Source organism: Neosynechococcus sphagnicola sy1 (assembly GCF_000775285.1).
GTDB classification, from domain to species: Bacteria; Cyanobacteriota; Cyanobacteriia; order Neosynechococcales; family Neosynechococcaceae; genus Neosynechococcus; species Neosynechococcus sphagnicola.
This window is the reverse complement of record NZ_JJML01000008.1, coordinates 113,288-127,910: the sequence shown is the minus strand read 5'-3', so window position 1 is coordinate 127,910 and position 14,623 is coordinate 113,288. Positions and strand designations below refer to the sequence as shown.

At 53.7% G+C, this 14,623-nt stretch carries 9 protein-coding genes and 2 pseudogenes; 3 read left to right on the top strand and 8 right to left on the bottom strand.

Going from position 1 to position 14,623, the window contains the following annotated elements; translation table 11 throughout:
- Positions 1-27: 27 nt before the first annotated feature.
- Positions 28-5,767, top strand: a pseudogene (locus DO97_RS04930) (alpha-2-macroglobulin family protein).
- A gap of 113 nt (positions 5,768-5,880) precedes the next feature.
- Here DO97_RS04930 and ccsB read toward each other — a convergent pair.
- The 5 genes and pseudogenes from ccsB to DO97_RS27335 all read right to left on the bottom strand — a co-directional run.
- Positions 5,881-6,939, bottom strand: coding sequence for a c-type cytochrome biogenesis protein CcsB (ccsB, locus tag DO97_RS04925; protein ID WP_036531454.1), 1,059 nt, complete (start codon positions 6,937-6,939; stop codon positions 5,881-5,883).
- An 89-nt stretch (positions 6,940-7,028) separates the two neighbouring features.
- Complete coding sequence (locus tag DO97_RS27350) at positions 7,029-7,286, bottom strand: DUF3352 domain-containing protein (protein ID WP_052128405.1); 258 nt, start codon at positions 7,284-7,286, stop codon at positions 7,029-7,031.
- Positions 7,246-7,521 carry a DUF3352 domain-containing protein gene (locus tag DO97_RS27345; RefSeq protein ID WP_052128404.1) on the bottom strand — a complete coding sequence of 92 codons (276 nt, stop codon included), beginning with the start codon at positions 7,519-7,521 and terminating at the stop codon, positions 7,246-7,248. The genes DO97_RS27350 and DO97_RS27345 overlap by 41 nt, the downstream gene beginning before the upstream one ends.
- Complete coding sequence (locus DO97_RS27340; protein WP_162182943.1) at positions 7,514-8,338, bottom strand: DUF3352 domain-containing protein; 825 nt, start codon at positions 8,336-8,338, stop codon at positions 7,514-7,516. Before DO97_RS27340 ends, DO97_RS27345 begins: the two co-directional genes overlap by 8 nt.
- Before the next feature lie 61 nt (positions 8,339-8,399).
- Positions 8,400-8,780 (bottom strand): annotated as a pseudogene (locus tag DO97_RS27335) (DUF3352 domain-containing protein); the annotation flags it as partial.
- A 473-nt stretch (positions 8,781-9,253) separates the two neighbouring features.
- On the opposite strand from DO97_RS27335, the gene DO97_RS04915 reads away from it, so the two are divergent.
- Entirely contained in the window at positions 9,254-9,718 is a 465-nt protein-coding gene (locus DO97_RS04915; protein WP_036531453.1) for a CAAD domain-containing protein, read from the top strand.
- Between the two features lie 227 nt (positions 9,719-9,945).
- Here DO97_RS04915 and DO97_RS04910 read toward each other — a convergent pair whose 3' ends face one another.
- The 3 genes from DO97_RS04910 to DO97_RS04900 all read right to left on the bottom strand — a co-directional run bounded on the left by DO97_RS04910 (position 9,946) and on the right by DO97_RS04900 (position 12,921).
- Positions 9,946-10,530 carry a (2Fe-2S) ferredoxin domain-containing protein gene (locus tag DO97_RS04910; RefSeq protein WP_052128401.1) on the bottom strand — a complete coding sequence of 195 codons (585 nt, stop codon included), beginning with the start codon at positions 10,528-10,530 and terminating at the stop codon, positions 9,946-9,948.
- Positions 10,531-10,586: 56 nt separating this feature from the next.
- Complete coding sequence (locus tag DO97_RS04905) at positions 10,587-10,835, bottom strand: Asr1405/Asl0597 family protein (RefSeq protein ID WP_036531523.1); 249 nt, start codon at positions 10,833-10,835, stop codon at positions 10,587-10,589.
- Positions 10,836-11,184: 349 nt separating this feature from the next.
- Positions 11,185-12,921: an iron uptake porin gene (locus DO97_RS04900; RefSeq protein ID WP_036531451.1), complete on the bottom strand. Its 1,737-nt coding sequence runs from the start codon at positions 12,919-12,921 to the stop codon at positions 11,185-11,187.
- Positions 12,922-13,368: 447 nt separating this feature from the next.
- Here DO97_RS04900 and DO97_RS04890 point away from each other — a divergent pair, with 447 nt between their 5' ends.
- Complete coding sequence (locus DO97_RS04890) at positions 13,369-14,361, top strand: multicopper oxidase domain-containing protein (RefSeq protein WP_052128400.1); 993 nt, start codon at positions 13,369-13,371, stop codon at positions 14,359-14,361.
- Positions 14,362-14,623: the final 262 nt, after the last annotated feature.

The window sequence follows — 14,623 nt, the reverse complement described above, 5'->3', positions numbered from 1 at the left end:
ACTGGGAAGGGACGTGAGGGCAGCAAAATGGGTGCTATTCCTAGAAGATTACGGACTTGGATGCGGTCGCTACTGCTGTTGTTGTGGGTGGTGGGCATTGCTGGCTGTGGGATTGCGACCCTATCGGGCCAAGAGCGATTACCCGCCGTGGCTGCCTTACCGTTGCCAACCCTACCTCCATGGATTGAGGAAATCAGCCCTACGGGTGAAGCAGCAACCCTATCTCAGATTCGGATTCGCTTCCAAGAACCGCTGATTCCCATAGAAAGTATCGATAGCCCCGATCAGCAAAAAATTCTACAAAAGTTTGAAATCCTGCCGCCCCTGTCAGGACAATTTCGGTTCCTCACACCCCGGATGGTGGGCTTTCAAGCGGATCGAGCCATTCCCCAAGCCACGCGGGTGCGGGTCACGTTGAAAGCTGGACTCGCCGATCTGAACAAACACCGCTTGGACAAGGATCTGGCCTGGACGTTTAGTACCCCGCCCATTAAGTTGACCAACTTGCCGGGGCAGACCCAAGATCCAGACTCCCAGGCAGAACCTGTGGGCTTAACCCCAACCCTGAGTTTTACTGCCAACGTCGAGTTGGATCCTGATTCCCTGGGGCAGCACCTGCGGTTGCTCCCCCAGGGCAGCCCCGATGTCATTCCCGTTAAGGTAGCACTGCAACCCTCAACCCCAGCCGAAGACTCCCCCACCACGCAGTTCGATCCAGCGACACAGGTCTGGAATTACACCCTGCAACCCCAGCAATCGTTAAGCAAGGCAGCTGCCTATCGACTAGAATTCACCCCCGGCTTGCTGCCTCGCCACGGCAATTTACCGACAACGACGACGGTAGCCAGTCAGATTAAAACCTATGGACCACTGGCCTTCGAGCAGCTCCAGTTTTTTGGCCAACCGGATGCGGGGGGTGCCTTCGGACGATTTGTCCAGGGCGGAGCGCAGTTGCGGTTTAACAATGGCTTAGTTGCGGCATCAGCGATCGCCGCCATTACGGTGAAACCAGCGCCTAAAAACGGACTGACCTTGGTGCAAGCCTACGATGGTGACACAGTGGTGAACCTGAATCCCTGGGCCTTTGACCCTGGAACGGCCTATACGATCTCTATTGATTCCCAACTGAAGGATAAATTTGGTCAAACCCTGGGGCAACCGGTGACGGTACAATACACCACCGGGGATTTGGCCAGTGATATCTGGGCACCCTCAGGGTTGAATATTTTTCCATCCGGTCAGAATTTACAGTTGCAAATATCAGCGGTGAATCTGCCGGAATCCGCTTACAAGGCGGCCTATCGCGTGGTGCAACCGACGGATTTAGTTTATGTCGATACCGCTTCTCCCAATGGCAATGGCAATGATTTACTGCCCAATCCCCTCACTTGGCAGCGCTTTCCACTAGCCAGTCCCTCCACTAACCAACCCGCCGAAATTCCCGTGCCCCTGCGGGAAAAACTAGGGGTAGCCACTGGCATGTTGGCCTATGGGGTGCAGGCACGCACCAACCGCTATCTGGAGGATGGCAAGGAGAAATGGCGACAACCCGACTTCTACGGGTTGGTGCAGCTGACGAATCTTGGCGTTTTCACCCAATGGTTCCCAGATTCTGGACTGATCCGAGTCCACCAGCTCTCCGACGGGGCAGCGGTGGCCGGGGCCAAGGTTGAAGTCTATGCATCCCAACTAGAGGCCAAATCCTTCCCGCCGCCCCAGCCCTGTGCCGTGGGTCAAACCGATCCCACCGGAACGTTACAGTTCACCCGGCAAGATTTAGCGTCGTGTCCCGCCGGGAAGAACCCAGGGGAAGCCCCGAATTTGCTCACAATTGTGCGCCAGGGTGATGACTGGGCCTTTGCGCGATCGCAGGAGTATAGTGGTGCCTACGGCTACGGAATTGATGCAGGATGGAACAGTGGACAACCGGAGTCTCGGGGAACCATTTTCTCAGATCGCCAACTCTACCAACCGGGGGAAACTGCCTGGTTTACCGGAACGGCCTACTATCTGCAACACGGGGTGCTGCAACAGGACAAAAATGCGATCTATCAGATCACCTTAGAAGCCCCCGATGGCACCAAGACCGATTTGGGCAGCCAACCCACCAATGGCTTTGGCACCTTTTCGCTGAAGTTGCCCCTGAAGACCAATCAACCCTTGGGTTTCTATACGATCCGTGGCCAGGGTAGCAGTGGGGCTGAAATTACCGGCGAGTTTCGAGTGGCTGAGTTCAAACCACCGAATTTTAAGGTAGATCTGAAGCTCAATCGGGAATTTGCCTTGGTGGGTCAGTCGGTGCAGGCGGCGGCTCAGAGCAACTACCTCTTTGGCCCTCCGGTGGAGGGAGGCCAGGCTGAATATTATGTCACCCGCAAAGAAGCTGAGTTTGTCCCCCCTGGTTGGGAGTCGTTTATGTTTGGGCGGCGCTGGTTTTGGCCGGAGGAACGCCCATCCCTGGCAACGGATGTCTTGCAAGTTACCCATTCCTTGAGTCAACAAGGTCAGGGAACCCAGACGGTAACCGTTGACCCTGAACTGGCTTACCCGATGACTTACCGGGTGGATGTGCAAGTGCAGGATGTGTCGAATCTGACGGTGGCCAATTCCCAGACGTTTACAGCCCTCCCCAGCGATCGCCTGATTGGTCTCAAGAGTGATTTTGTCGCAGATGCAGGCAAGCCCTTCTCCTTGCAGGTGATTGTCACCAATGCTGCGGGTCAGGTTTTGTCTGGGGAACGGGTGCGTCTGGAACTGCAACAGATGGAATACAGCAATGTCACCCAGGTGGTTGAAGGCAGTGAAACGCCCCGAAATCAGGTGAAATATCAGACCGTTGATCGGCGGGACGTGCGTTCGGAGAGTACCCCTCAACGGGTGACGCTGAAACCCACCCAGTCCGGCTCCTACCGCATTCGGGCTAACTTTGTCGATGCCAAAGATGACCGCAGTGCCACCGACACCCAGATTTGGGCCACGGGGGATCAGCCCATATTTTGGGGAGGTCGCTACCGCAACAATCGCTTAGACATCCAGCTCGACAAGGAGAGCTATAAACCAGGGGATACCGCTACAGCGCTGATCCAATCGCCCTATCCTGAGGCAGAACTGTATTTTGCAGTTGTCCGCCACGGAACCCTCTATCGCACGGTGCAGAAAGTTAAGGGCGGTGCCCCGCAGATTCAGTTTCAAGTCACCCCCGAGATGCTGCCGAATGCAGCTGTAGAGGCAGTGCTGGTGCGACAGGGACAGCCCTTGACGGAGGTGGCACCTGGCAGTTTGGATAATCTGGTGCAGATTGGCTTTACACCCTTCAAACTCAATTTAGAACAAAAGTACCTCAAGGTGCAGGCGACCCCAGCCCAACCCAGCTGGGAACCTGGAGCGGAGGCAACTCTCAACCTGCAACTCCAAACCCCCCAGGGACAGCCAGTATCGGGGCAATTTACCGTCATGGTGGTGAATGAGGCCGTCCTGCAATTAACGGGGTACCGCCCCCCCGATTTAGTGACCACTGTCTACGCTGAACAGCCAATCTCTACGCGGTTTACCGATAACCGCCCCGACGTGGTGCTAGAACCCCTAGCGTCCCCCTTAGAAAAGGGCTGGGGCTACGGGGGCGGCTTCTCTGCTGGGGCTGCCAATACTCGGGTGCGCACCGACTTTAAGGCTCTAGCCTACTACAATGGCTCCCTGCTTGCGGATAGCAAGGGTGAGGCTCAAGTGCGGTTTAAGCTGCCCGATGACCTGACAACCTGGCGGGCGATGGTTGTGGCAACGGATGGCGATTTGCATTTTGGCAGCGGGGATACCACCTTCATGGCAACCCAACCCTTAGTCACCAACCCTGTGCTTCCCCAGTTTGCCCGCCCTGGCGATCGCTTCCAGACCGGGGTTGCGGTCACCAACAACTCAGGTCAGACCGGAATGCTGGCCATTCAAGGCAGTGTCAGTGGCTCCCTGGAACTGACGGATAACAATCCCGGCACCCTGGAAACCCCGGCAGAAGCAGGCACCCATGCCTATCGCTTTCCCGTGGTGGCCTCCAAGGCAGGAGCCTCTGAGGTGAAGTTCACCACTCAGCTGAATGGGATTGCCGATGCCTTTGCCGTGCCCTTGTCCGTCCCCCCCCTGGAGATTACCGAGCAAGTGGTAGAAACCGGGATCACGACCAACACCCTCAAAATTCCCTTGACGATTGACAACCAGGTCGTCGCGGACACACGGGGGGCTGGAGCTGTCCCTTGCCAGTACCCTGATCCCAGAGATTACGGTTCCGGCACGACAAGTCTTCGAGGAGCAGCAACTCCCCTTCTTAGAACCAGCGGCCAGTCAACTGGCGATCGCCACCCACTTACAGAACCTCTCCCAACGGTACGGACAAATCCTGACGGGCTTCGATCTAAGGCAGCAGCGCGCCCAAGCCCTCGATCGCCTGCAAAAACTCCAACGACCCGATGGTGGATTTACAAGCTGGCCGGGACAAGAGCAGTCTGATCCCCTGGTAACGGCCTATGCCGCCGAAAGTCTGGCCAGTGCCCAGGCAGCAGGGTGGAGCGTTGACCCCAAATTGCTTCAGCCCTTGCAGGGTTACCTCGGTAAAATTCTCGCCGATCCAGGTCAATATGACTTTTGTAAACAGCAACCCTGTCAAAGCCAAGTCCGATTGGCAGCCCTGATGGCCTTAGCAGCCCTCGGAGATCCTCGGAGTGACTACTTGGCCGAAATCTATGATCAGCGACTTCAGCTTGATCAGGTGACCCAAATTAAGCTAGCCCGTTACCTGACCCAAATCAATGGCTGGCAAGCCGAAGCCGCAGCCCTCACCCGTCAACTCCAAGAAACCATTTACCAAACGGGACGAACAGCGGTAGTGAACTTGCCCCAGGGCTGGGGCTGGCTGAATTCACCAACAACGGCTCAAGCTCAGGCATTACGTCTGTTGATGGCTCGCCAAAGCTCACCCGAAATTCAGGATCGCCTGTTAAGAGGACTCTTGAGCCTGCGTCGCCAGGGGACGTGGCCTAGTACCTATGACAATGCGGAAGCCCTAAGTGCCCTAGTCGCCTACAGTCAGGAGCAGTCTACGCCGCCGGATATTGCCGCCACGGTACGATTGGCCGGGAAACAATTAGGCGCAGCCCAGTTTCATGGCTATACAACCCCCAGCTCGGATCTCAAGGTACCCATGTCTGAGTTGCCGAGGGGACGTCAGACCTTGGAGATTAAGAAATCGGGGCGGGGAACCCTCCACTACCTCATGGCCTATCGTTACCGTCTCCAGGGCCGACAACCTGGGCAATTTCAGGGGTTACGGGTGACACGGGAGGTACGTCCAGCCAACCAAACCCAGGTGCTAGAGCGCTTAGGTCTGTATGGGAAGGAAGATATTTTTACAATCAATAGTGGGCAGGTCTTTGATATTGGCCTGGAAATCATCACCGATCATCCGGTGGAACAGCTGCTGATCACCGATCCACTTCCCGCTGGCTTAGAGGCCATTGACACCCGTTTCCAAACCGCGACCCCCTATTTCCAGTCCCAGCAGGATAGCTGGCGGATTGCCTATCAAACCCTTTACAAAGACCGGGTGGTGGCCTATGCCGATCGCCTGGAACCGGGGGTTTATTCGTTCCACTATCTCGTTCGTTCCGTGACCCCGGGCACCTTCCTCTGGCCTGGAGCGGTGGCGCAGCTGCGTTATAGTCCGGAAGAATTTGGCCGCACGACCTCCTCTACCCTGGTGGTGAACAGTCCACCAGGGTAGACAAGTTCGGTCACCAATGGCGAAATACAGATTGGGGGTCGGAGAGGATCGCGATTCCCCCAGCATCAGCCTTAGTAATGGTTAGGGGCTGAATCATTTTGAAACTTCGGGCTTTAGAAAAACCAGCCATAGGAGTGCAGGCCTTTACCCAATAAGTTGACCCCCAGGTAACAAACCCAGACAACGGCGAACCCAGAGGCTGCCAGGATGGCAGGACGTCGTCCTTGCCATCCCCTTGTAATCCGAGCATGGAGATAGGCGGCAAAAACCAACCAGGTAATCAATGCCCAGGTTTCCTTCGGATCCCAGCTCCAGTATGATCCCCAAGCCTCATTCGCCCAGACAGCTCCGGCAATAATGCCAATGGTTAACAACGGAAACCCCAGACCAATGATGCGGTAACTGATGTTATCGAGGGTGTCGGCCAAGCTTAAGCGTTGGGGAGAAAGGGGCACGGGGGTAGAAACAACCGAGGAAATTGGCATTTCTAAGACGGCTGTACTGGCACTGCCATTGAACTCAGATAGAAAAACTTGGTTCCCAGTCACCTTGGCAGTTGTAGCATCCTCAAAAACCATGGGAGCAGGCGTTTCAACCGCTACTTGCTGATCTCCAGTGATCTGAGTCCGAAATCCCCCCGTGCCAACTGAACTGCCCCGCAGTTCAATGTTTTGTCCTCCGGTGACAACCAGGAAGGCGATCGCCATCAAAGCACCGACCATCAGGGCAGAATAGCTAAGCATCATGACGCTAACATGCATCATTAACCAGTTGGACTTCAGGGCAGGCACCAGCGGAGCCGATGCCTGCATCCCCGTCGGCAGTGAGAGGGCGGCAAAGGCAGTGATTGCCATCGCTACCGGAGCCGTAACTACCCCGACCAAACGACTGCTACTCATCTGTTCGGCAATCAGATGCACGGTGGTGATCCCCCAGGTCAAGAAAAAGAGAGATTCATAAAGATTGCTCAGGGGGAAGTACCCTGCTTCTAACCAGCGCGCCCCCAAAAGGGCGGCAATGCAAAGGTTGGCGATCGCCATGCCCCCCGTACCTAGGCTCGCCACGTAGGGAAGGCGAGGGAAGGCAGCCCCTCCCCAGTACCCCAACATGGTGATCAACAGAACTGCAAACGAAATATTATCCAGGGTGTTCTGGAGCGTAACCAGATCCATGCCGTTTTCTCCCCAGGGGTTTGGTAAATTTGATAAATCAGGATGATGTTGAAGCGGAATGCATTGTTCAACCCATAACCGATCCTATCCTATGGGTTCTGCCCCTTCAAATTGGGAGTGGGAGGGGCCGTTGGGGGCACACTGGGGGTAGGGAGTGGCTGCGGTTGACCTGCTTGCTTCAAGGACACAAAAATGTCATAGCGGGTACTCTGCTGATCTTGAATGGCAGCGGTGACCCCAATCGTATGAATTGACTGCACCAGTGGGTTGCCACTGGGCAAAAAGGGCAGAATCGGGAGGCGATTGTTACCCACCGCTTGATCGAGATTGATAAAAAACGTGCCCATTGTTGGGGGTTAATTCCCTCGGCACCCCCGTATGAAACAGGGGGCTGTCCGCCAGGTTAGCCTTGGGGCGCGGGGTGAGAGTATCCGCAATCGGGGCACCCACCGTTAGAAAAGCAACATTGCCATCCAACCAACCATGGGTGGCTGTCAGCCGCCCATCTTGAGAGGCCCAATTCACGACTTCCAAACCGTTTAACGTTGCTGGTTTGATCTGGAAACGGTAGCGGCTACCCATGACCTGATCCAATTGCTGGAAGAATTGTTCTACCCCCCCGGCGATCGCTCGCCTGTAACAAAACCGCCAGACCAACCCCCGGAGTCTGAGGGGTTGCGGTGGGGGTCAATGCCAACGCATACTCCCCTCCGGTCCAAGCCAAGAAATCTTTTTCAAAGTCCAAGCCCGTCAGCATTTTCAGACCTTCCTGTAACCGTTCGGGTGGAATGGGGGCAATGGGATTAGTCTGGGCACCCTGACCATAATCCTGCCAAAGCTGCTTGAGATTGCCCCCGGAGACCATGAGAAATGTATCCGCTGGTAAACGACTGGGCATAATTTGAGCACGATTTTCCACCACCAACTTGCGCCGACTATCCGGTCTCAGCCATGAAATGCCTTTGAATAGCAACCCATCCGCTGTCAGGGAGACGGTTGCGGCTAATCCCTGGTTTTGTTGCCGTTGCAAGAGACTATCTGGGGAGATGGGCGTGGTTGCCGAAGGCAGGACGGCGGCGGCAGCCTGCACATTCACAAACAGGCGGGCGAAGGGCTGATCAACCCGAATCGATGTCAGAGCCTGCTGGTAGCCAGAGGTATCGGTGATATTAGCTGCCCCCTTGTAGGTATCAATCACCTGCTCAACCAGCTTGGGCGCTGTCCCCATCACCAGATAGCGGTTATCCAAGACGGTGGTGGTCAGGGTTTGGGGAGCCCCTCCCTGCCGTTCTCGCACCTGAAAGCCTTGATAGTCGCGGCTGTTCCACAGCCCTTGCTGCTGAGCTTGGGACTGTTGCTGGGTTTGTAATGCCTGGGCTGGGTTCGCAATTGGAAACACCGCAACCATTGATTGACCTTGAACCGTTGGCACCAAATTGGTTGCGGTCGGAGTTGTGGTTGGGGGGGGTCAGAAAGGCCAGGGTCATTTCTGAACCCACCCACGGCTGAATATCCTGTTCGTAATTGATGCCATTGGCGGTGAGGAGGCGATCGCGCACCTGGACGAGGTTTTGATCCAGGACGGTGCGACTCTGAGCCGTACCAAAGGATCGCAACTGCTGCCATTGCTCCGGATTGGTAGACACCGAAATCGTCATCAGAGCATTGACTGGGATCACCTCCACACCGATGGGCATCGCCCGCTGCCAGTTCCAACGCATCAGTCCTACATAGCCCGCTACCCCGCCGCCTATCAGGATGGCGACACCGCTAAAGACCAGGGGTAGGCGACGACGCAGCTGAAATTTGGGTTGGCTGTCTTGGGGGATGTTCTGGGTCATGGGCGATCGCTCCGAGGTTCTGGCCACTAGGCAGATGCCCTGCTACTTTATCAAGGATGCGTCCACCTTGTCAGGAGTGGCTCCATACTCGGGGACTTGCGTTTGATCCCAGCGGTCTAGGGCATTGCGGATCTGGACTTTAGCTGATCTTCAGTCGTTGGCCGCCAAGGAATCACTCGAGTTCTCAATTGAATGATCAGCTATCAGCGAAACCGAGGATTAGCAGTTGTGGCAGTCCAGTAGGGTGCTGAAAGCAACAATTGCTCAATGGGTGCTGTGAATCCTGAAAAACCTGTCTGGAATAATGATTAAGCGCTAGCATATGGCTGACTACTAGTTTTCTGATCAATGTTGATGTCAGTATTAGGATTTGAAAAATTGCAAAGAAAGCTTTATAACTCTGCTATGGTTTAGCGATTGGCGGGACGACTCCCAGTCAACATCATTCCAATTATCATTTCCCAGAGATCGATATGGACCCTCAACTGCAACAATCTGAATATATTCATGACAGTTCTCCGGATTTTGTGGCTGATGCCGAAAGTCCCACCGTCAAAGTTAATTTTGAAACCCCTGGCACCATCAGTAAGCTGGGTATCCCAGATGCTACCTCTGAACAATGGCTGCAACTGGGTGAACAGATTCTCGATTTCCTGAAAGAATTGCCAGCCTATCTGATTTCAGTATTTCGGGCGCGGCCCCTGGTAACGACCGGCTTAGTGATTGGTGCTGCTGTTTCTGCCAAGCTACTCCTCGCTGTTTTAGGGGCTCTAGATGACATTCCCCTCGTTGCGCCTACTTTGGAAGTCATTGGTATTGCGTATTCCACCTGGTTTGTTTATCGCTACTTGCTACGGGCATACAATCGCCAAGAATTAGCAACTCAAATACAGGAACTGAAGGAACAAGTTGTAGGTAATACCCACACCAATTCTTAACCACAACAAGGTTGCCCCAGTACTTACAAGAGCTGGGATCAAAGCAGGGTAGGCTAGCGTCTACCCTCATCTTCTTAAATAATTCGCCAATATCAACCCACCCTGTCTAGAATTTCTGGTGTTGCTGATCAGCGGTATTAATCTACCCTTTCTGGCAATCACAAAATTTACCTGTACCTGGCTTGTGGCATTGTCAAGATCTGCGATTCATCCTTGGATTAAGCCAATCACACAGGTTGGACGACGGGGAAATATTTTTCAACTAATGCTGGCATCTCCTCAGGCCGTGCCCGATGATAGTGGGCTTTACCCGGCATAAAAACTAAATTGGGGCCAAGCTTACAATCTTTCATACAGCCAGTTGCTTTAATCGTCACCTGGCTTTCTAGTCCCTGTGCTTTTAGTGCCGATGCCAAAGCCGCACAAACCGTCAGACTACCCCGTTTGGCGCAGTCTGACTTCTGACAGACTAAGACGGTGGCCTTACCTTTAACTGGGGCGACTCCCACCTCCACTGGTGGAGTCACAGGACTCGGAGTTGCAGGCATGATCAAATCAGCCTTGAGTTTGGGGACACCCGTGTCACTAGCGTGGGTTTGGCTGCCAGAAATACGCACCCAATCTCCAGGCCTAAGCGTACCCTTGAAGCTTGCCCGTGCTGCTTTAGAGAGTTTGATGCAGTGCTCCCCCTCAGCCGTTGCTAGCCATAGCCACTTGAGTTTAAAACCATCTTCCAGACCAAAGTTTAAAAACCGACCTTCTAAGGTGAAGGGGGATGGGGGATAGCCATTCAACTGCCGCGATTGACCCATAGGAAACCCTACTGATTTCGTTGTTCAAAACGGTTCAAAATCATTCTGGCATCCCCTTAAGCAGCGAGTTGCCAACATTGCTCTAAGTAGTAAACCAGTTTGGGGCGGGAAGCCGTTAACTGCTGGACGACGCTCCACAGTTGCAGCGCCCCTCCAGGACTCTCAATCGAAACTCGCAAGCTGCCATCTTCGGTACAGCAGCAGGGAATGGATAATTCCTGAAGCCTTTGGTAAGCCTGCCAGCGATCGCAACGCGGGATCGAAACAACCTGTCCTATCTGGGAATTGAGACTCGATGAATTCATGGGGCTGGAATCTAAGTACAATAATTTCTTGATTAAACTGGAGAGGAAATGGGTCGAAAATAAACGGTTCTGAACCAGCAGTAAATCAGAGCCTTCACCGAGGAGGACTGGCGACTTCCTGATGGTGACTGACATTGAGAGTACATGACTGTGGCTAGATCCAAGGATTGAAGGACGGATTTCGGCTGCTGAGAACCTAACTTAGTCTCATATTATTGCAATTAATATTCAATAGAGCACCTATATCTGATTCTACACTAAAGTTTACATTTTCTAGCGATCGCCCCCCCAAAAGCCCCCGGCGATCGCCAAGGGCTAAGCAGAGAGGGGGAAGAAAGGGTTCTATTGTCTAAAACTCAAAGGTGGTGCGGATCACCCCAATCAATGCCTCTCCGTTACTTTGTTGATCCGGGGCACTGAGGTAGATTAGGCCAGGGGTAATGGTCATGTAGTCGTTAAGGCGGTGCTGATAGTAAGCTTCCACATGGATAGGTACCTGTCTCGAAGCTCCCGCATATCCCACTTGCTGGGGATTACCCAGGTAGGGCTGGGCACCCACAATCAGCGCTCCCAAGTTGCCCTTGCGCAGCAAATCAGGAAAGGCAAAGGTGAGCGCATAGTTCCAAATCTCACCATTCTTGGTTCCAGAGCCTTGGATATCTGCTTCGGTGAAGCCTCCCCACGCACTCAATACAAACCGGGGGCTGAACTGATAGGATGCTTCAATTCCGTAGGAATTAGCGGTGACCGCTGCCCCCGTTCCCCCAGGAAAGTTGGCCAAGCTGCTCCCTTCCACACCCGAGGGATATCCACCGTAGTTAAAGATGCCGGTACCGGGGCTGTGGTAACTGTTGAGGTAGGTAAAGAGCAGGGTAAAATCTTGAATTGGGTTGATGGTCAACTGAGCTAGGGCTGCGTAGTCCCCATTGAATAATCCCGCACCCTTCACCGGACTTGCTGCATCACTTGGCCCCGCTAAGTAACCCAAGCTGAATTGGAAAGTGTCATTAAACTGATAGTTGAAGCCAGCTCCAGCCCCCCCGCCAATGTTATAGATAGCGTTGTGCGTCCCAAAAAAGGAGAGGGTGCTCAAACCGCCATCCCCTTGATCGAGCACCGGGTTACCAGCAGACGGTAAATAGTCGGTATTGGCACCCCCCACAGCTGCCACATAGAAAGTTGCTTTTTCCCCCACTGGGAAGGTGTAGGCCAGCCAGTCAATAATGACATCATTTGCCCCATACCCTTCAAAGGTGAGGAAGCTTTCTGCGGAACCGACCCCAGGGTTAGCTGGATTGGCAGGAAGTGCAAAGGTAGGGGAGTTGCCCGCCCCCAGTCGAGTGACTAAGCTGTCCTTGCCTGTGAAACTGGTTTGCAGTTCCAGGCGCACTCGATTTTGGAACACTGGCTGGTTATCCGTGCCACCCCAGTTAGAGGCAGCGGCAATGGCGAAGACTGCTTCTCCTGACAGTTTGGTGGTGGTGGAAAACCCTTGGGCTTCCAGTTGGGCGGTACGAGCTTCTAAGGCATCAACCCGACCCCGGAGTGTTGCTAATTCAGCTGAAAATTCTTCCTGCAATTTCTGGATCGCCAGTAAGTCTTCTTTACGAACCAGGTCGGCGGTTGCAGATGCAATCAGTTCATTCACCCGATCCATACAAGCATTCAGACCTGCCGCAAACTCAAAACGAGTCATTGCCCGCTGACCGCGATAGGTGCCATCTGGGTAGCCTGCAATGCAGCCGTAGCGTTCCACCAGAGATTGTAAGGCCTGAAACGCCCAATCGGTGGGTTGGATATCTGAGAGTTGGGAAACAGAGGTTACCTGCGCCATGGGCTGGGTATCTGCCCACAACGACCCAATCGGTGCTGCCGTAGCAGAGGGGATGGGTGGAACGGGTGCCACCTGCAAGGGCTGGCTTGGCACTGAAGTAGCTACCGATGCGACTGGAGCTTCCATTGCAGCAGGAGCCACTGCATCACGTTCCGGGGTCGCCGCCCCACTGTCAGTTGCGGACAGGAGCAGGGTGCTGACCCCAAGCATTAATGGCGATACCAGAAAACAACACCGAAGGAAAAGACTCATAAAGTTACCTCACACCTCATAAAACACAAACAAATCTGCAATCTCACCCCTGTTCGGGAGTGCAACCATGGATGCTGACCTTGAGTGATGGTTGATCGCCTCCCTGGGGTCGCCAACATGGGAATGACAAAAATCATCATGCTTGAATTTGGCTATTTATCGCCCTGATCACCAGCCTCAGTTCCCAAAAAACAGTGCTGGGGAGGATTTGTCAAAAGACAATGGGTCAAACTACAGGGATCGGCGGCATGCCTGCAATGAAGGTAAGGGAACTGAGGGCAATTACGATCCCCCCTATGACATCGGTCGTATCAGTCCAGTCATCTCTCTACTTATTGATAATAATTGACAATAGATAACTTTAGAAGATATACTCTGTTCGTTTTGAATTTGTCAAGAATATCTCTCAATTAGGGAAAAGCTTGCGCGATCGCGAGGAATGTCATGATGTTGGGTCGTCCTTCCCCGGAAATAGGCAACCATTGGAATCGCAGACAACTGCTGAGAACGGGTCTTGCTGGGGTCGCGATCGCGGGAGGCATGGCAGCTTGTCAACGGCTGCAAACTAACTCCACGGTCAAGATTCCGGCACTTCCAACGGAGGCACCCCCGACTACTGGGATGATCAGTCCGCTGCAAATGCTGCGGGAGTTTGACTATGGCACTGTCAAGCAGGAACAGGGGCGGAGGATTCGAGAGTTTCGGATCACTGCTGGTACGGGAGTCCTGCAACTCAATAGTGTTGTGAGCTTTAATACCTGGAATTTTAACGGTCGGGTGCCGGGGCCAGCCCTGCGGGCGCGGTCAGGCGATCGCGTGCGGGTGATCTTTCTGAACCACGGGGGGCACTCTCACTCCCTCCATTTCCATGGTGTTCACCGAGCTGAGATGGATGGGGTGCGCCCGGTTCGCAATGGTAACGCCACCATTTATGAGTTTGATGCCGAGCCCTTTGGGGTACATCTCTACCACTGCCATGTTGCCCCCGTCAGTCGCCATATCAGTAAGGGATTGTATGGGCTATTTATTATTGACCCTCTCCAGGATCGTCCACCCGCCGATGAGTTAGTCCTGATTATGGCGGGATATGACCTCAACAACGATCAGCACAACGAGCTCTACGCCTTTAATGGGGTACCCAATTACTATATGCGCTACCCAATTCCCATCCAGCAGGATCAATTGGTGCGTCTCTATCTCCTGAATATGATTGAGTTCGATGTTGCAGCAACCTTCCACCTTCACGCCAACCTATTTCAGGTTTATCCCACGGGCAGAACCCTGATTCCTAGAGAGGAAACCGATGTGATTACCATGGGCACTGCCGAGCGACATATTCTGGAGTTTCAGTATCGATTTCCCGGTCGGTATATGTTTCATCCCCACCAAGACGCGATCGCTGAAGCAGGTTGTATGGGGGCTTTTCAGGTTGTGTCCTGACCGACAGCGACTGAGGCCAAGGGCTCAGAGATGGTCAATCCCAGCACCCTAGTACCCGACACTTAACGCCATAAGATTTTTAATTGCAATGACAAAGAAAATTTTTTGGCAGATATTGACAGTTTTTCCAGCAGACCCCACAATAATGTAGCAGCACTTAATAAGAATAATTAGCAATTATGTGAGAATCCTTTTAACCCAGATAGGAGCATTCATCACCGTAGCCCATTAAAACTTCCTGGCCTCCAATGGCTCCCCTTCT